Origin of the sequence: Roseofilum sp. SBFL (assembly GCF_017746885.1) — a bacterium.
GTDB lineage: Bacteria > Cyanobacteriota > Cyanobacteriia > Cyanobacteriales > Desertifilaceae > Roseofilum.
Window position 1 is genome coordinate 1 of record NZ_JAGHZH010000032.1, and the last position, 17,678, is coordinate 17,678.

Here is a 17,678-nt window from a genome sequence, read left to right on the forward strand (position 1 = left end):
CCAGCGATTTTTTGGGCAAGTAACCCTCTAACCTGATGCTATAGTTATGCGATCGCGACCATTGAGTTGAGGTTTTCAGCAAAATACTACCGAAAAAGGTCGCTATAGCCACCTTTGAGCTACCTTGTCACCCCTTGAGCCTCGTGGGTTGGGTTTTGGACAAGTAGAACGCAACGTCAACTCAACGGATTTGTTGGGTTTCGTTCCTTAATCCAACCTACGAACTTAGAGAGATGGGATTAGGCGATCGCAAATTCCGTAAACTTCCAAGTCTCCGGATCGTGAAACGCCAATACAATCTCCTCCTTCGATAGTCCTTTCAGCAATAGCTCATTGGCTATCCCTTCTTCCGTCCAATCCTCTTCAATATAAATTTTCTCATTTTTAATCCGAATATGAACGTGAATATTTCTAATTTTCTTCTTCCCGTCCCACCCCATAAACAGCCAAAAATATTGGTCGTGAGTTTCATCAAACACTAAACAACTTTCTCGATCTAGATTTGATGAACCAGAGACCCATTCATGATATTCAGTTAAAATTTGTTGAATCAAGTCGCGATAGTGTTCTAATTTATCCATGGTATGACTTCTTCCTTCTCCATATCAACCACAATTAACCAGAGCTGATTGACTTTGGCCACTTCTTGAATTGATTTTCTCCTAAAAAAGTTTTCGTAAACGTCATCTTTATTGTCCAACCGTCTTTAATCAAGGCATGTTTGACTGCATCATGATAAATATCTTTGGCCGGCATCTTCGATCTCTGGGTAAACACTCTGATATAATATCAGAGTCTATTTACAATAGGCTCTAACTATGCAATTTGATAATTATGAATTTGATGGTTCCCAAAATGCGCTGATTGGGCAATTAGCCAGTCGCATGAAATTTGTCAGTATCTTTTTGATGATTGGTGGAGTGCTAACGGTCATCTTTGGACTGCGCGGATCGGAAGAAGGTATCGGAGCCACGATCTCAGGAGTGGCTGATTTTTTAATCGGTATTTGGACATACCAAGCTTCTACTGCCTTTAAGCGAATTGTCGATACTGAAGGTCAGGATATAGAACATTTAATGGGTGCATTAGGAGAGTTGCGAAAACTTTACACCTTACAATACTGGGTTTTGATCGTTACATTGGTGGCTCTTATTTTGGTCTTGGTCTTGGGTATGATGTTAGGATTGCTTGGGGGTTTAGGCTAGAGTAATAAGGCTAAAACTAACTATAGTCCAAGTTCTACACAGGAATTAAAGTATTGTTTATAGAAGATTCGAGAAGTAGGAGCGATCGCCCTGTAAACTAAACTAGGAACTTACTCTGGTTCCCAAGTTAAACCGGAAAATCAGTCTATGGCCACAACATCAGCAGGCGATCGCCCATTACCCTCCTGGAACAATACTCAAGCCGACTATCCCCAAGATAAGTGCATCCATCAGTTATTTGAAGCCCAAGCGAACCGGACTCCTGACTCCGTGGCTGTTGTATTCGAGTCTCAACGACTGACCTATCGGCAGTTAAACGCCAAAGCCAACCAACTGGCTCGCCACTTGCAAGGGTTGGGAGTCGGACCAGAGGTATTGGTGGGTCTGTGCGTCGATCGCTCCTTGGACATGGTAGTGGCTATGTTGGGAATTCTCAAAGCCGGTGGCGCTTATGTACCCTTAGACCCCGCTTATCCCCAAGAGCGAATTGCCTTGATGGTTGAAGATGCCGCTTTGTCAATTGTCGTCACCCAAGAGCAAAATGCCAAGAAACCGGGTTTCTACGAGAAATCTCTGTCTCCCCACCAAATCCTACATAGAAAACCGGTTTCTCCATCGGGATCGCCTGCTTTAAAATGGGTTAACTTAGACAAGGATTGGGACAAGATATCGCAACAGAGTCCAGAAAACCTAGAAAGTAATATTAATGCTGAAAACTTAGCCTATATTATCTACACTTCCGGCTCCACAGGCAAACCCAAAGGCGTGCAAATTGCCCATCGTTCAGTCGCGAATTTGTTACATTCGATCGCCACTTCTCCGGGATTGAGCATTCAAGACACCATGATTGCTGTGACCACCATTTCTTTTGATGTTTCAGTCCCAGAAATCTATGGGCCTTTAAATGTCGGCGGAAAAGTTGTTATTGCCCGTCGTGAAGTTGCCAAAGACCCCGCACAGTTAATGGCATTAATTCACCAACACAGTGCCACAATCATGTCAGCCACTCCAGCCACGTGGCGAATGCTGTTAGATGCCGGTTGGCAAGGGAGCCAACACCTGAAAATCATTTCCACCGGAGAGCGCTTATCCAGGACATTAGCTAACCCATTATTAGAAAAATGTGCCTCTCTTTGGAACTTATACGGGCCGACAGAAATTACCGTTTGGGCAACCCTGTACCGAGTCAAACCCGGTGAAGGGAAAATAGCGATCGGACAACCGATTGCTAACACGAAAACTTATATTCTCGATTCAGATCGAGAACCCGTTCCCATTGGCGAATCCGGAGAACTGCATATCGGGGGTTCAGGTTTAGCGCGGGGATATTTAAACAGACTAGAACTCACCGCAGAAAAATTTATTCCTAATCCCTTTAGCCAAGATCCCAACTCCCGTCTCTACAAAACTGGAGATTTAGCTCGCTACTTACCGGATGGAAATATTGAATATCTTGGACGCATCGACCACCAAGTAAAAGTACGGGGCTATCGCATCGAACTCGGAGAAATCGAAGCCACCCTCAGCCAAAATCCAGAAGTCAAACAGGCGATCGTTGAAGCAAGAGAAGATGTCCCCAACCAGAAACGCTTAGTCGCATACATCGTTCCCGGTTCTGCCACTGACGAGCAAAATCCAGAAGATACCAGCGAACAGACCCAAAAATGGCAGAAAATCTGGGATGAAGCTTATATCCAACCCGACGAAACCCAAGACGGTAGCTTTCATATTGGTGGCTGGAACGACTCTTATACCGGCAAAGACCTCGACCCCGAACAAGTGCAAGAATGGGTTGACTATACCGTAGAGCGGATTCTGTCGTTGCAGCCCGATCGATTATTAGAAATTGGCTGCGGCACGGGTTTACTCCTGTTTCGGATGGCTCCCCAATGCCAGCATTACTACGCCACGGATCTTTCAGGGGAAGCCATTCGTTACCTAGAACGACAAATGGGTAATAACGAGTTAGCCCAGTCAGTCACCTTGCGACAGACTCCAGCAGATGGATTAGGTGAAATAGTCCAAGAAACTTTTGACACCGCTATCTCCAACTCAGTAATTCAGTTTTTCCCCAGTATCGACTATTTAGTCCAAGTTATCGAAACGGCGGTATCATTACTCGAGCCAGGAGGGCAAATTTTCCTAGGGGACATCCTCAGTTTGCCCTTGTTGGAAGCCTTTCATACCTCAGTGCAGTTATATCAAGCGCCCGCTGAACTGTCTGTAGCACAATTAAGGCACAGGATCGGCGATCGCCTCTCGCGAGAGCAACGACTCATTATCGACCCGGATTTCTTCATCGCCCTCAAACAACACTTACCCCAAATTAGCCATGTAGAAATCCAACTCAAGCGCGGGCATTACCAAAACGAACTCACTCGTTTCCGCTACGATATCGTTCTTCATATTGGCAAAAAATCCCAAAATGCCACAAAACCCCCCATTTATCTAAACTGGCAACCAGATAATTTAACTGTGGCGAAAGTTCGCCAACAACTGCAAGAAACTGCCCCAGAAATCCTCGTTCTCACCCGCGTTCCTAACGCCAGAATTTGGGCAGACTTGCAAGCGATAGAAAGATTAGCCAGTCCTGAATGTCCCGAAACTGTCGGAGAACTGCGACAACAGATTACCCCAGAAGGCATTGAACCCGAAGATTGGTGGCAATTGGAATCCGAAGTCGATTATCGGATTAACATTACTTGCTCAGGCAATAGTAGTGAAGCTTACTATGATGTCCTATTTATTCGCTCCGACAGCAACATCATTCCAGACAGCACGATTATTGCACCTCAAGAAAACGGACTCAAACCTTGGAGTGCTTATGCCAATCAGCCCTACACCGGCAAGCAACACCATCAATTAATTCCTCAGTTGCGCGAGTTCCTGCAAGAAAAACTGCCCGATTATATGGTTCCATCGGCATTTGTGGTTCTGGACAAACTGCCCCTAAGTCCCAGCGGTAAAGTCGATCGCCGCGCCCTACCCGCCCCAGATAAATCTCGCCCAGTTCTCGATGTAGAATTAGTTGCACCGCGAACTCCCACCGAAGAAATTCTCGCCGGACTTTGGGCAGAATTGTTAACGCTCAATGAAATTGGAGTCCTAGACAACTTCTTTATGTTGGGAGGAGATTCCATCCAAGCGACTCAACTGATTTCGCGAGTCCGGGATACTTTTGGGGTTGAACTATCCTTGCATCGGTTATTTGAATCGCCAACCGTAGCAGAATTGGCAGAAACTCTACTCGGCACTTCCAGCCAACAACAAGCAACCATCCAACCCATACCGCGAGAAGCAGAACTCCCCCTCTCGTTTGCCGAACAACGCTTATGGTTTCTCGATCAATTGCAGGAAAAAAGTATCGCCTATAACGAGCAAGAAGCCTTGCGTTTGACGGGTTCGCTCTCGATAGAAGCCCTAGAGATGGCACTGCAAGAAATTGTTCGCCGTCACGAGAGCTTGCGGACTAATTATCAAGCCGTAGAGGGTTCTCCAGTCCGGGTGATTCACGAGATTCAGAAACCCGGTTTCTTTAGTCAACTCGCTTCTACAGCCAATACTGACACAGAAACCCGGTTTCTTGAGTTGCAGCTTTTAGCCGCAGAAGAAATTCAGCAACCCTTTGACCTAGCAAACGATCCTTTACTACGAGTAACCCTATTCCAGTTAGCCCCCGATGATTATGTACTGTTGCTCACCATGCACCATATTATTACTGATGGCTGGTCAACAGGAGTATTGAGCCACGAGTTAGAAGTTCTCTACGGGGCTTATGTGCAAGGGAAACCGTCACCATTACCCCCACTGCCCATCCAATATGCTGATTTTGCTTGCTGGCAGCGGCAACCGGCGACTGCGGAAATGCTCGCGCCCCAACTGACTTACTGGAAACAACAGTTAGCCGGAACACCTCCTTTATTAGAATTGCCCACGGATTATCCCCGGAAAACCGTGCAGACGGCTAACGGAGGGAAAGAGTTTTTTGAACTGGGAATTGAATTTACCCAACGGCTAAAGCGTCTGAGTCAGGAGTTGGGCGTGACTCTATTTATGACCCTATTTGCCACATTTAGCACCTTACTTTATCGCTATAGCTCTCAAGAAGATATTGTTGTCGGTACGCCCATTGCTAACCGCAACCGCAGCGAAATAGAAGGACTGATTGGATTTTTTGTCAATACTTTGGTGTTGCGAAGTCAATTTGAAGACAATCCTAGTTTCTCCCAACTTTTGCAACAAGTGCGGCAAACCTTCTTGGATGCCTACGCCCATCAAGATGTCCCCTTTGAGCAGTTGGTGGAGGCATTGCAACCGGAACGTAGCCTCAGCCACTCGCCGATTTTTCAGGTGATGTTTGCTCTGCAAAATGCACCGATGAAACCTTTAGAGTTGCCAGAGCTGAGTTTTAATTGGTTACAGATGGAAAGTGCCAAAGCCAAGTTTGATTTAACGTTGTCCATGGAGGAGACAGCAGCGGGATTAATTGGCTATTGGGAATACAATCGCGATTTGTTTGAGGTAGCGACGATACGCCGCATGATGGGGAATTTCAAGACTTTGCTAGAAGGAATTCTAGCTAATCCCAAAGCACCAGTTAGCGAACTACCGTTACTGATAGAATCGGAACGCCATCAATTATTAGTAGAGTGGAACGATACCCAAGTCGAATATCCCCAGGACAAGTGTATCCACCAGTTATTTGAGGAGCAAGTAAAACACACTCCCGATTCTATAGCAGTGGTTTTTGAGGACGAAGAGCTAACCTATCGGGAACTCAACGGGAAAGCAAATCAATTGGCGCATTACCTGCAAAGCTTGGGAGTCGGGCAGGATGTGCTAGTGGGGGTTTGCGTAGAGCGCTCTGTAGAAATGATAGTGGGATTGTTGGGAATTCTTAAAGCAGGTGGGGCATATCTGCCTTTAGACCCCAATTCTCCTCCAGATAGATTAGCTTATCAAATCTTAGATGCCCAAGTATCAGTGTTGCTGACTGAGAAAAGGTTGGGGCATCTACAGCGACAAGAGCGAGTAAGTGAGGTTTTGTTAGATGTAGATTGGAGGTTAATCGCACAAGAGGCAAATAGCAACTTAGTTCCTCAAGCCAAGCCAGAAAACTTGCTCTACCTTATTTACACATCAGGAACTACGGGTCAACCCAAAGGAGTCGCGATCGCACATAAATCGATGATCAACTACCTTAATGGGATTGTTCGGCAATTTAATCTCAACTCTTGTGAACACTTTGCTTTGGTTTCTAGTATTACTACTGATTTAGGGAACACGATCATTTTTCCAGCTTTATGCACAGGAGGATGTCTTCATATCATCTCCCAAGAAACATCTTCTCAACCTGATGCTTTAGGAGATTATATACAGCACCAAAACATTGATTGCCTCAAAATTGTGCCCTCCCATCTCATGGCTTTGCAAAGCTCGTCTCGTTCCGAGCAATTGTTACCCCGTCAAGTTCTAATCTTAGGCGGTGAAGCTTCTCGTTCCGATTGGGTGGGTTACCTTCAATCTCAAGCTCCCCAATGTACGATCTTCAATCATTACGGACCCACTGAAGCGACCGTTGGCGTATTAACTTATCGATTGGAGCCAGAGTTATCAATAGAAAATAGTTCAACGCTTCCTCTGGGGTGTCCTCTTCCCAATACCCAAATCTATATTCTCGACAAGCATCTCCAGCCTGTCCCCATAGGCGTACCGGGCGAACTCCATATCGGCGGTGCAGGGTTAGCGCGAGGCTATCTCAATCGCCCCGAATTAACTTCTCAAAAATTTATCCCCAATCCCTTTAGTGACGAACCGGGTTCGCGCCTCTACAAAACTGGCGATAAAGCCCGCTATCTAAGCGATGGCAAGATTGAATTTATCGGACGCATCGACAACCAAGTGAAAATCAGAGGCTTCCGCATCGAATTGGGAGAAATTGAAGCAAGCCTAGCCCAACATCCTGATGTGGGCGAAGCTGTGGTTATTGTTCGCGAAGATACTCCAGCAGATAAACGACTGGTCGCCTATATCGTCACTAAAGAAGATGTGACCTCCTCTGATGTACGGAGTTTCCTGAAAACGAAGCTACCAGACTATATGGTTCCCAGTGTGTTTGTGTTTTTAGAGGCATTGCCTCTAACTCCGAATGGCAAAATAGATCGCCGCGCCCTACCGGAACCCGATACAGAACAGAGAGAAACAGGAGCGATCGCCCCCCGCACCACTACGGAACTACAACTATGCCAAATTTGGTCGGAAGTTCTCAAAATTTCCACCCTTGGAGTACAAGACAACTTCTTTGAATTGGGCGGTCATTCCCTGTTAGCCGTTCGTTTGATGGCTCGCATCGAACGGCAATTAGGCATTCACCTACCTTTGACTACTCTGTTTACAGAACCGACGATCGAAAGCCAAGCCCATTTGCTCTCCTCCCAAAGCCAAGTCCGCTCCCATTCTCCCTTGGTGCCGATTCAATCTTCAGGAGAGTTGCCACCATTGTTCTGCGTACATCCGGTTGGCGGCAACGTTCTGTGTTATGCAGAGCTAGCCCAAAATCTGGGCAACAACCGACCATTTTATGGCTTGCAGTCTCTGGGGTTATCTGGCGAACAGGAACCTTTGACAACAATAGAAGAGATGGCGGCTATTTATATAGAAGTATTACAGGAAATTCAGCCCGCCGGTCCGTACTATCTGAGCGGCTGGTCAATGGGCGGTATCGTTGCTTGGGAAATGGCACGGCAGTTGCAAACTTTGGGGCAAAACGTCGAGCTACTGGCGTTGATTGACAGCTATGCACCGAGCCACAATCAACAACCGATTGATGAGGCTTTTTTGATGAATACTCTATTGGGCGATCTCGGCGGTATATTTGGTACAGAGTTCTCAATTTCGACCCATGAACTTTACCCGCTTCAACCCTCAGAACAGTTAGGTCGCATCTTAACTGAAGCCAAACGCCTGAATATTTTGCCGCGAGAAATCTCCCTTAAACAGATGGATTGGTTGTTTGAGGTTTTCAAAGCAAACCTGAAGGCCGTATACGATTATCAACCTCAGCCTTATTGGGGTCGAGTCGCTCTATTTGCAGCCAGTGAACTAGAAGAAGACCGAGGGTGGAGTACTTGGGTGACAGGGGAGTTGGAAACTTATATGATTCCCGGCGACCATTATGGGATGATACGATCGCCCCACGTCTGGGTTCTCGCCCAAAAGCTGGAAGCTTGCTTGAATCAGGCACAATAGCGATCCAAGATCAAGTCTGGTTAAATAGATTAGAGTTTTATGATTAAGCTCGTGGGAATTGATCCTTAAGACTTGCCAAAGCTGACCAACGGGAATCCATAGCAGTATCGTCAGGTGCAGCCATTTCCTGAGTCACCTCAATTCCTGGACAATCTTTATCGCATAATTGCCGATGGGGAAGTCTTAAGCAAAGCTGTTCGTAGAGCCAAGCTTCAGGGTCAAAATGACCTTGAGGGGATAGGGTTTCCACCAAATCCTCTAAAGCCACTTCTCGCTCTAACGGTAGATTATCATTGAGAGTCTCGGCATTGGGATCGAGCCAAATCATTTCCTTCGCTTTCGCCCGCAGTCGATAATTATATTGTTGCAGACAGCGATCGCACTTCAGGGTTACGATCGTTTCGGCGATCGCCTTCACCTCCAAATAACTCCCTTGGTGAATCATCTTAATCCAGCCCTCAACAGGCATCAAAGAATCTAACCCATCCAAATACTCATCAACCTCAATCTTGAGTTTTCCATCTGGGCACTTCAACAACCCAGGAATATGGATCATCTGCATCATCCACCTCCTTGCAAACTACTCCGTGAGCTGGGATCGCACTCGTACAATCAAGCATCGATGAGGCTCCTTACCGACACTCTCCGTCTCTAGATCCTCATGCGATTGCAAAAACTGATGCACTTCTCGCCTTTCCGCCGATGAGAGCGCCTTCATCTCATACGCGATCGCCGTTTGACGCACCGTATAAGCCGCCACCTCAGCCATTTTCTGCACTTCCTGCTGTCGCTGGTGACGATAGCCATTCAACTCAACTGTAAACGACCCCTGTTCCTCCCGGTCTTGTCCCAGATTGAGAATTGCATTAATCAGATACTGAATGGCATCTAAACTTTCGCCCCCCGTACCCACCAACTGTTCAATCTGGGACGCATTCAAAGGTGAAGGGTCAATCGTTAACCAAGACGTTTCCTGTCCTGACCATCCTTCAATTACCTCCACCTTCACCGCAGTGGTTAGTCCCATCTTGTTTAACAGGTTTTCTAGCCACTCCTGGCCGCGCTTTTGCATGGTTTCCTTCATCGCTGCTACCGAGGCCTATTTCTTTTTCGATTCCGGTTTAGTCTTCTTTTTAGACCGCTTTTCAAAAGGCAGATCCGCGCGATTGTCGGATATGGTACCCGCAGGACTAACGCTCAGGCCTTTCTCCTCGACTAACTTCTGGAGATTTTCCGGCAACGGTTCCTTAGACAAAATAAACGTTTGTGCCGTTTGGAAAATATTGGCAATCACCATATACATCAAAACCCCAGCCGGTAAGGGAAAGAATAAGAACATCCCTGTAAAGATAATGGGCGTAATCTTATTAATGGTTTGTTGCTGGGAATTGGCATCATTATTAGTACTGGTTCCTCCCTGGCCAGACAGAACCTGGTTCAGATACAAACTGACCCCGAAGAACAACACCATTCCGAGGATGTCAAAGTTAATATTGCCATTATCATCAACAGCCCCAACTCTTCCGAGAGCTTTAATAAATAAAAATCCTTTCTCTGCTGCTAATCCTGGAACTGTCCCTTGAAGGGTCACTTCTCCCGGTTGAAGAGCAACTAAAGAGCCATCGGGATTAACCTCAACAAACTCTTCACCCTTAGTTATCGTCCAAGTCGGTTGTAACTTTTGTACCTGATCCGGATATTGAGCCACCAACTCGTTAACCGTTTGTCCTTCTACAGTTTGTAGGTTAATTTGGGTTTTCTCGCCCACCCCAATTTTATTACCTCCAGGCAAAATTGCCGCTACTTTAGCATGAACCCCATCTTCGATATAGATGTTTTGGGGTTTGGTGGCATAAATTTGGGGCTGAATTCGCTGAATCTGTTCTTGGGGGAAAATCTGCACATCCACCGTATAGTTAACATCGGCAAACGGCGATCCTCGCAATGTGGCAAACAGGGCAAATAGAACCGGCATTTGAATCAGGACTGGCAAACATCCAGCTAAGGGATTCCCCACCTCCTTGAAGAGTTTTGCCATCTCTTCCTGTTGTTTTGTGGGGTCATCTTTGTAGCGATTGCGAATTTCTTCTTGTCGCTTTTGCATGTAGGGCTGTACCACACGGGTGCGGCGCATACTGCGAATCGATCCGGCACTGAGGGGATACAGAGCAAACCGAATGACCAAGGTTAGGGCGACGATCGCCAAACCATAGCTCGGTACGATCCCGTAGAAAAAATCCAGGATCGGTAGCATAACGTTGCTAGAAAGAAAACCAATACCAAAGTCCATTCGTCGTGAGTCAACCTTTGCGCTGAGGAACTGCCTCTTCAGTGTATCTGATTGTCGGAGGCTTGATCTGATTAATTTTCACCGAGAACAGTCAGACTGTCCTCGGACGAATAAAGAATTAGGCGTTAACCTTACTCCCAGAGCCACTTTTCGTTTGGGCATTTTTGGAGATTTTGCCATTGATATAGTCATACAGTTCCCGAAACTGGGGGAGCGATCGCAGTTCTAGACGGCTGCCATCCTTAAGCGTAATCACCATATCTCCCCAAGATCCAAATCCCCTGGGAACAACAACCACTTGGGAGATTTCCGAGTAAATCACATCCGTGCGGTTGCGTCCCATCCATCCTCCAACACTAGAAACCCGGCGGCTGGTAATCCGATATCGAGACCAAATCGCTCGAATAATCGAACCAATGGTTAAGGGGAGAGCAATAATGGTAAAACCAATAAAAATATTGAAGATTAAATCTCCAATATGGGGGCCACCATCATAGATGACATCTTCTTTAATTCCCATTCAGTACCTCTGCCTGTGCCAATAACTGCTCTAATTCTTGCAGAAATTCGTCCCAATTGCAGGATTGGACACTTGGGCGCACAATAAACACCAATCTCCACCCTCTCTGAATTTTGGGAAGCAATTGGCGTAGTTTGGCCCGCATTTGCCGTTTTATCCGATTGCGATAAACAGCTCGTTTATCAACTTTTTTGCCAATCGCAATGCCAATTTGGGTGGGATGGCTTGGACGATGGGCATTTTGCGAACGAGGAAGTTTTGGCCCTAAAGCCCTTAGGGTCAAATGGGTGGTTTCATGTCGGCTTCCTTGACGATAGACTCCGACAAAATGTCGTCTATTTTTCAGTCGATTAGCTTTGGGGAGCATGATATAGCGCTTCGCGCTGGTCATGGGTAAGAGGTCATGGGGGATTTCTTCCGATTTCACCATGACCTCTTAACCAGCAAGGATTTCCTCTCATTCGCATTAGCTGTAAATCTTAAACCGTTAACCGATGACGGCCTTTTTTACGACGCGTGCGAATTACTCGACGGCCGGTATTACTGCGCATCCGGGCCCGAAACCCTGATGTTCTCTTTTGTTTGCGGTTGGTTCCTTCTAAGGTTCGTTTACTCATAGAATTGGTTTCACTTAAATGGGTTAGCGACTCAATTGACATCCTCCCCGGTCTGAAGACACGGGGATTCCTAAATCTCACGATTTAAGCTTTCTGCTTCTTAGCAACCGCCTCTACTCATTAGCAAGTTTTATGGTCTTACGTTCGCTCCACAGACTATCCCCGCAAGCCCTGCGGTTCTTATGTAATAAAAATGTCACAATTGCTCATTATACCATAGATCGCGGGATGTTCCCTGAAACGGCAGAACAGGGAATAGGTAATAGGTAATAGGTAATAGGGAGCAAGCTATCTCCACGTCTGTGCGCCTCCCCTGTCCCTCCATCCCCCTATTCCCGTCAATTATGGACTAATGCTCACTTCCCAGGTTCCGATATAGCGAGGTAGGGGCACTTCACCAGGGGTGAAGATTAAGCACTTAAACCGATAAATGCCAAATCCGGGGTTTTTGACATTGGAAAAGACCAACTCTAAATTCCCCGTTGCTGCGGGGATAGGGTCTTCTGGGTAAATCTCAACCAATTTATTTTCTTGATCCCAAATCACTTCTGCTAAGGGTTGAGCTTTTCCTTTAATGCGAACTTCCACTTTATCTGGGTCAATGATGCCTGTAAAGTTGGCGGGACTTTCGGCGTAGGATATGGTAAATTGCTGAACTGCTTCCGTGAGTTTCTTTTGAGGAACTCGAAGCCGATAGCGATCCCATTGATTGGCAATGCCATCATAGTCAAGGCGGAAGGGTAGGGTATTTTCCCGTCCAGGACCACCAAAGATAGTCAGTCCCGGTAAACCATTGGCGAAGGTTAGGGTAGGCACAGCCGCCACCAGACCTGTGGCGATCGCCGCAGCTAATAGAGGATACTTGATCGACTTTAATGTTTTAAGCATAGGAAAACCGCTAAATCCACTCATCCTTGATTGAAAACTACGTTACTTAACTTTACCAAAAGAAACCCCAAGATTGACAAACGTCACTTCTATCGGGCCATAGTGCGGACGCAAGGCTGGAGGCAAAAGTGCCACAAATACCTAATTCATAAAACAAGTTAAAGATCCCCTAGGGTTTCCAGGGATCGGCCTACGATCCATAGGAACCAAATGCAAATGACTCAAATCCAGTCGGTGCTATCCATCCAGCAATAGTGCTGGTTCGACAATAGCCCATTGATCGCTATAGAAGAGGAATATCCATGAAAATAGGAGTTGCGAAAGAAGTTGAGTATCGAGAACGCCGAGTTGCTCTAATTCCCGATGCGATCGCCAAGTTAACCAAACAGGGGTTAGAGATTTGGGTTGAATCTGGCTTAGGCGAGCAGTCCTGTTTTGAGGATGCTGCCTATGAGGAAGCGGGAGCGCAAGTTATTTCTGATAAAGAGAAATTATGGAAAGAAGTAGATGTGTTGTTAAAAGTTGGCTCTCCAGTCGAAGAAGAACTCGGTTTACTGACTCCCGGAAAGGTACTGATTAGCTTTTTGAATCCCTTGGGTCAACCAGAGATGATCCAGAAACTGGCCAATGCTCAGGTAACGGCCTTAAGTATGGAACTGATTCCCCGTACCAGTCGTGCCCAAAGTATGGACGCTTTATCCTCGCAAGCGGGGGTAGCGGGTTATAAGGCTGTTTTGATTGCTGCTGCGGCTCTACCTAAGTTCTTTCCGATGTTAACCACGGCTGCGGGAACCATTCGACCAGCCAAAGTATTTGTCATTGGGGCTGGAGTTGCAGGGCTACAGGCGATCGCCACGGCTAGACGACTGGGAGCTGTCGTAGAAGCCTTTGATATTCGTCCCGCTGTCAAGGAAGAAGTACAAAGCTTGGGTGCTAAATTCGTGGAAGTCACACTCAACGAAGAAACTGTAGCAGAAGGGGGTTATGCACGGGAAATTTCTGAAGACTCCAAACGTCGATCCCAAGAATTAGTAGCCGAGCATGTGAAAACAGCGGATGTGGTGATTACCACCGCTCAAGTTCCCGGGAAAAAAGCCCCTCGGTTGGTGACGAAAGAAATGGTGGCACAAATGAAACCCGGTTCAGTAGTGGTTGATTTGGCCGCTGAACAAGGGGGCAATTGTGAAGTGAGCGAAGCGGGTAAAGATGTTGTCTATGAAGGCGTGACCGTCATTGGGCCGATCAATCTTCCTGCATCTATGGCCATTCATGCCTCACAAATGTATGCCAAAAATATCTCTACTCTGCTGAATTATCTGGTGAAAGAAGGCGAGTTGAATCTCGATTTTGATGATGATATTATCAGCGGCACTGTAGTCACCCACGGGGGAGAAATTCGCAATCAGCGAGTTAAAGATGCGATCGCCAGCGAACAATCTGCTCTAGCGAGTTAACGGGTTTAGGTAGGGATGGGTAGATAGGGGAATTCTGCATTCCCTATTCCCTATTCCCTATTCCCCATGTCCATTACCCATTACTAAAATCATGACAGAATCATTAATCGGCGCTTTATTTGTCTTTGTGCTGGCCAGTTTTGCTGGCTTTGAAGTGATTAACAAAGTTCCGCCTACGCTACACACCCCTTTGATGTCTGGGGCGAATGCCATTTCTGGAATTGCCTTAATTGGGGCCTTAATTGTGGCTGGCGATCGCACCCTCAGCATTAGCGTAATCCTCGGTCTAATTGCCGTTGTCTGCGCCACAATCAACGTGGTGGGCGGTTTTTTAGTCACCGATCGCATGTTGCAAATGTTCAAGAAAAAAGAAGCGTGATCGCCAAGATAGAGGGATAGGGAGATAGGTGGATTCCCTATTCCCTATTCCCTATTCCCCATTCCCCATTCCCTATTCCCTATTACCCAAATGACAGCATTAACGGATTATTTACCCACAGGGATTCAACTGGTTTATCTGGTTTCTGCATCCTTGTTTATCATTGGTTTGAAACAACTCGGCTCTCCAGCAACGGCTCGCAATGGGAATTTATTAGCGTCTGTTGCCATGTTTTTAGCCGTTGTAGTTACCTTGTTAGATCAACAAGTTCTCAACTATGAATTTATTCTAGTGGGGATTATTATTGGTTCCCTGATTGGGGCGATCGCAGCTAAACAGGTCGCCATGACAGCCATGCCTCAGATGGTAGGCTTATTTAATGGTTTGGGGGGAGCTGCATCTGCTCTGGTGGCGATCGGCGAATTTTGGCGGCGCTTAAACCAACAGCAACCCATTCCCATTGATGCCAATCTCTCCATTATTCTCAGCGTCTTTATCGGTGGCATTACCCTCACCGGTTCCCTCATCGCCTTCGGAAAACTCCAAGGCTTACTCACCGGAGCGCCCATTAAATTTCCCCTGCAACAACCCATTAATATCCTCCTGCTGATTGCTTTTCTGGGTACAACCGGCTATTTACTCTACGACTCCATCAATGCGCCGATTTTCCTAGGCATGACTGCTATTTCTTTACTGTTGGGAATCCTCTTCGTCATTCCCATTGGTGGCGGCGATATGCCTGTGGTAATCTCTCTGCTCAACTCCCTGTCAGGTTTAGCTGCAAGTGCCGCTGGATTTGTGGTGATGAACAACGTCCTGATTATCTCTGGTGCATTAGTTGGAGCATCTGGTTTAATCCTCACCCAAATCATGTGTAAAGCCATGAACCGCACCCTCACCAATGTTCTCTTTGGGGGCTTTGGCACCGCTGAAGGAACCAGTAGTAGTGGAAGTTCTGGAGGAGCAGTACAACAAACCGTTCACAGCATCGACTCCGAAGAAGGAGCCATGATGCTCGGCTATTCCAAATCTGTCGTAGTCGTTCCCGGATATGGCATGGCAGTTGCCCAAGCCCAGCATGTCGTCCGGGAGTTAGCCGATTTACTCGAAAAACAAGGAGTTGAAGTCAAATATGCCATTCATCCTGTCGCTGGACGGATGCCAGGACACATGAATGTGCTGTTAGCAGAAGCCAATGTTCCCTACAACCAACTCTATGACATGGATGACATCAATCCTCAATTTGACCAAACTGATGTAGCGTTGGTAATTGGAGCCAATGATGTCGTTAATCCTGCCGCTCGCAGTAATCAGGATAGCCCCATTTATGGGATGCCCATTCTAGAAGTAGATCGCGCCAAGCATACCATTGTCATTAAGCGCAGTTTGAATACTGGGTTTGCTGGCGTGGATAATGAGTTGTTTTACAAGGATAAAACGATGATGCTCTTTGGTAGCGCTAAGGATATGGTCAATCAACTCGTTTCTAGTGTCAAAGAGTTGTAGGTGTAGTCATTTCCAATAACAAGGAGAGAGTAGTGGCTCAAAGTTTTGAGCCACTACTGCCTTTTATGCCCTGGCGATCGTTGGTTAATTCATCAGGTTTGATATAATCAGGATATTCACGCAAACCAGGACAAACTCATGAAACTTTCTACAGCATTGATTTCTGTAATAGATTATCTTGAAGGTGAAAAAAAGAGTCCCATTCGCCATGAATATCTTGGCGGCCAAATATTTGCCATGTCTGGTGGCAGCGAAGAACATAATCGTATTGCCGGCAATATCTATACTCGTTTATTAAGTCACTTACGGGGAAGTGGTTGTAAAACATTCATGTCAGATATGAAAGTTAATATGCCCATGGCTCGCGATACTGCGGAGCTTTTTTATTATCCCGATGTCATGGTGACTTGTGACCCTCAAGATACGGAAAGATATTATAAAACTCGTCCTTGTTTAATTGTAGAGGTACTTTCTCCTTCCACTCAAAGTTTAGATCGACGAGAAAAACGATTGAATTATCAAAGTTTGCCCAGTTTACGGGAATATATTCTGGTTTCTCAAACCCAAATGAAGGTGGAAGTGTATCGACGGAATACGGATGGAACCTGGTCTCTAGAAATCTTAGAGTCAGATGATAGTTTAGAGTTAAATTCAGTGGATTTAACCTTGACAATGGCAGAGATTTATGATGAAGTTTTGACGAAGTGAGGTATGAATGAGTAATAGATTTAAATTCTATCCATGACTAAAGTTCCTATCTATGATGTGGTAATTGTGGGCGCTGGCCCAGTAGGGTTAGCTACGGCGATCGGTTTGCAAAAACGAGGTCTAGAAAATATTCTAGTTATTGATAAAACTCGTGAATTTCGTCAAGTTGGTCAGGGATTTGATTTACTGCCGAATGGTTTAAAGGCGCTGAAACGGATTGATCCAGATGCGTATTTGGAAGATACTTGGTGTTTGTCTAGGGGGATTTCTCGGTTATTTGAGCAAGGTTATGAAGAGGATCTAGAGAAAATTAATGAAGTGTTTGATGAATATGAAAAAACTCGCTATCCAATTATGGCCCAAGTGCAACAAGCCACGTTGAGGGGATTATATCAAACTGACCAAGAATGGCAGGATTATAATCAAAGGATACATGGCCGGTCTTTAAGTTGAGATTGGATGCATCTCTCTTGTGGTTAACTAACTCAAAGCAGCGATTATTGAGTCAATATATGAACGCAGTTCTAGAGCAGCGTCTTTTAGTCAGTTATATTGACTGGTATTTATCTTCAATAATGTCAAATAATTGTGCCATCCCGTATTCTCAGTTATGCTGAATTGTGTATTCATGGATCTCTAATTCGTTATAAACCCGATGATGAACGGCGATCTCTACAACCTGAAACGTTTCCTAGGCGCACAAGCGACATACTAAAACGTTGGAGCTTAAGGGATGACAAGGAGGCTAAAGAGTAGACTGTATAAGGGATAGAACCTTTAATCCCTTCTGGAAAAATAAGCGCTTATGAGGCTTGGAATCCATCAATTCTTGAGCCAAAGAAGACCAACATTGAAAGGAGTGA

Annotated in this window: 14 protein-coding genes and 2 pseudogenes; 7 read left to right on the forward strand and 9 right to left on the reverse strand. The window is 46.0% G+C overall.

What is annotated here, in order from left to right:
- Positions 1-239: 239 nt before the first annotated feature.
- Both J7545_RS03295 and J7545_RS03300 read right to left on the reverse strand, forming a co-directional pair.
- On the reverse strand, positions 240-581 hold the full coding sequence (locus J7545_RS03295) for a XisI protein (protein WP_318701035.1): 342 nt from the start codon (positions 579-581) through the stop codon (positions 240-242).
- A pseudogene (locus J7545_RS03300) lies at positions 569-756 on the reverse strand (element excision factor XisH family protein). The gene J7545_RS03295 and the pseudogene J7545_RS03300 overlap by 13 nt, the downstream one beginning before the upstream one ends.
- Positions 757-818: 62 nt before the next feature.
- Here J7545_RS03300 and J7545_RS03305 point away from each other — a divergent pair.
- Together J7545_RS03305 and J7545_RS03310 are read left to right on the forward strand one after the other, a co-directional pair.
- A complete protein-coding gene (locus J7545_RS03305) occupies positions 819-1,205 on the forward strand; it encodes a hypothetical protein (protein ID WP_318701036.1) in 387 nt (128 codons plus the stop codon).
- A gap of 147 nt (positions 1,206-1,352) precedes the next feature.
- Positions 1,353-8,453 (forward strand): non-ribosomal peptide synthetase, encoded by a 7,101-nt coding sequence (locus J7545_RS03310; RefSeq protein ID WP_318719134.1) that lies wholly within the window; start codon positions 1,353-1,355, stop codon positions 8,451-8,453.
- Positions 8,454-8,496: 43 nt separating this feature from the next.
- Here J7545_RS03310 and J7545_RS03315 read toward each other — a convergent pair whose 3' ends face one another.
- The 7 genes from J7545_RS03315 to J7545_RS03345 form a co-directional block, all read right to left on the reverse strand.
- Positions 8,497-9,015, reverse strand: a complete 519-nt coding sequence (locus J7545_RS03315) for a YceD family protein (protein WP_413038755.1) — start codon at positions 9,013-9,015, stop codon at positions 8,497-8,499.
- 18 nt (positions 9,016-9,033) lie between these two features.
- Positions 9,034-9,537, reverse strand: a complete 504-nt coding sequence (locus J7545_RS03320) for a protein jag (RefSeq protein WP_318719135.1) — start codon at positions 9,535-9,537, stop codon at positions 9,034-9,036.
- Positions 9,538-9,552: 15 nt separating this feature from the next.
- Positions 9,553-10,743: a membrane protein insertase YidC gene (yidC, locus tag J7545_RS03325; protein WP_318701040.1), complete on the reverse strand. Its 1,191-nt coding sequence runs from the start codon at positions 10,741-10,743 to the stop codon at positions 9,553-9,555.
- A 118-nt stretch (positions 10,744-10,861) separates the two neighbouring features.
- Positions 10,862-11,263, reverse strand: coding sequence for a PH domain-containing protein (locus tag J7545_RS03330; RefSeq protein ID WP_271941582.1), 402 nt, complete (start codon positions 11,261-11,263; stop codon positions 10,862-10,864).
- Complete coding sequence (gene rnpA, locus J7545_RS03335; RefSeq protein WP_413038756.1) at positions 11,253-11,630, reverse strand: ribonuclease P protein component; 378 nt, start codon at positions 11,628-11,630, stop codon at positions 11,253-11,255. Before rnpA ends, J7545_RS03330 begins: the two co-directional genes overlap by 11 nt.
- A gap of 112 nt (positions 11,631-11,742) precedes the next feature.
- Positions 11,743-11,880 (reverse strand): 50S ribosomal protein L34, encoded by a 138-nt coding sequence (gene rpmH, locus J7545_RS03340; RefSeq protein ID WP_271941585.1) that lies wholly within the window; start codon positions 11,878-11,880, stop codon positions 11,743-11,745.
- A 342-nt stretch (positions 11,881-12,222) separates the two neighbouring features.
- Positions 12,223-12,768, reverse strand: coding sequence for a DUF2808 domain-containing protein (locus J7545_RS03345; RefSeq protein ID WP_318701043.1), 546 nt, complete (start codon positions 12,766-12,768; stop codon positions 12,223-12,225).
- A gap of 302 nt (positions 12,769-13,070) precedes the next feature.
- Here J7545_RS03345 and J7545_RS03350 point away from each other — a divergent pair, with 302 nt between their 5' ends.
- The 5 genes and pseudogenes from J7545_RS03350 to J7545_RS23885 form a co-directional block, all read left to right on the forward strand.
- On the forward strand, positions 13,071-14,222 hold the full coding sequence (locus tag J7545_RS03350) for a Re/Si-specific NAD(P)(+) transhydrogenase subunit alpha (RefSeq protein WP_318701044.1): 1,152 nt from the start codon (positions 13,071-13,073) through the stop codon (positions 14,220-14,222).
- A 91-nt stretch (positions 14,223-14,313) separates the two neighbouring features.
- Positions 14,314-14,601 (forward strand): NAD(P) transhydrogenase subunit alpha, encoded by a 288-nt coding sequence (locus J7545_RS03355; RefSeq protein WP_271941602.1) that lies wholly within the window; start codon positions 14,314-14,316, stop codon positions 14,599-14,601.
- Positions 14,602-14,691: 90 nt separating this feature from the next.
- Positions 14,692-16,107 carry an NAD(P)(+) transhydrogenase (Re/Si-specific) subunit beta gene (locus J7545_RS03360; RefSeq protein ID WP_318701045.1) on the forward strand — a complete coding sequence of 472 codons (1,416 nt, stop codon included), beginning with the start codon at positions 14,692-14,694 and terminating at the stop codon, positions 16,105-16,107.
- A 138-nt stretch (positions 16,108-16,245) separates the two neighbouring features.
- Positions 16,246-16,815, forward strand: coding sequence for a Uma2 family endonuclease (locus tag J7545_RS03365; RefSeq protein WP_318701046.1), 570 nt, complete (start codon positions 16,246-16,248; stop codon positions 16,813-16,815).
- Positions 16,816-16,848: 33 nt separating this feature from the next.
- A pseudogene (locus J7545_RS23885) lies at positions 16,849-17,049 on the forward strand (FAD-dependent oxidoreductase); the annotation flags it as partial.
- Positions 17,050-17,678 lie beyond the last annotated feature (629 nt).

Coding starts and splice junctions, on each gene's coding strand:
- J7545_RS03345 (WP_318701043.1), bottom strand. CDS start 12,768: ATGCTTAAAACATTAAAGTCGATCAAGTATCCTCTATTAGCTGCGGCG.
- J7545_RS03310 (WP_318719134.1), top strand. CDS start 1,353: ATGGCCACAACATCAGCAGGCGATCGCCCATTACCCTCCTGGAACAAT.
- J7545_RS03295 (WP_318701035.1), bottom strand. CDS start 581: ATGGATAAATTAGAACACTATCGCGACTTGATTCAACAAATTTTAACT.
- rnpA (WP_413038756.1), bottom strand. CDS start 11,630: ATGCTCCCCAAAGCTAATCGACTGAAAAATAGACGACATTTTGTCGGA.
- J7545_RS03355 (WP_271941602.1), top strand. CDS start 14,314: ATGACAGAATCATTAATCGGCGCTTTATTTGTCTTTGTGCTGGCCAGT.
- yidC (WP_318701040.1), bottom strand. CDS start 10,743: ATGGACTTTGGTATTGGTTTTCTTTCTAGCAACGTTATGCTACCGATC.
- J7545_RS03350 (WP_318701044.1), top strand. CDS start 13,071: ATGAAAATAGGAGTTGCGAAAGAAGTTGAGTATCGAGAACGCCGAGTT.
- J7545_RS03315 (WP_413038755.1), bottom strand. CDS start 9,015: ATGCAGATGATCCATATTCCTGGGTTGTTGAAGTGCCCAGATGGAAAA.
- J7545_RS03305 (WP_318701036.1), top strand. CDS start 819: ATGCAATTTGATAATTATGAATTTGATGGTTCCCAAAATGCGCTGATT.
- rpmH (WP_271941585.1), bottom strand. CDS start 11,880: ATGAGTAAACGAACCTTAGAAGGAACCAACCGCAAACAAAAGAGAACA.
- J7545_RS03360 (WP_318701045.1), top strand. CDS start 14,692: ATGACAGCATTAACGGATTATTTACCCACAGGGATTCAACTGGTTTAT.
- J7545_RS03365 (WP_318701046.1), top strand. CDS start 16,246: ATGAAACTTTCTACAGCATTGATTTCTGTAATAGATTATCTTGAAGGT.
- J7545_RS03330 (WP_271941582.1), bottom strand. CDS start 11,263: ATGGGAATTAAAGAAGATGTCATCTATGATGGTGGCCCCCATATTGGA.
- J7545_RS03320 (WP_318719135.1), bottom strand. CDS start 9,537: ATGAAGGAAACCATGCAAAAGCGCGGCCAGGAGTGGCTAGAAAACCTG.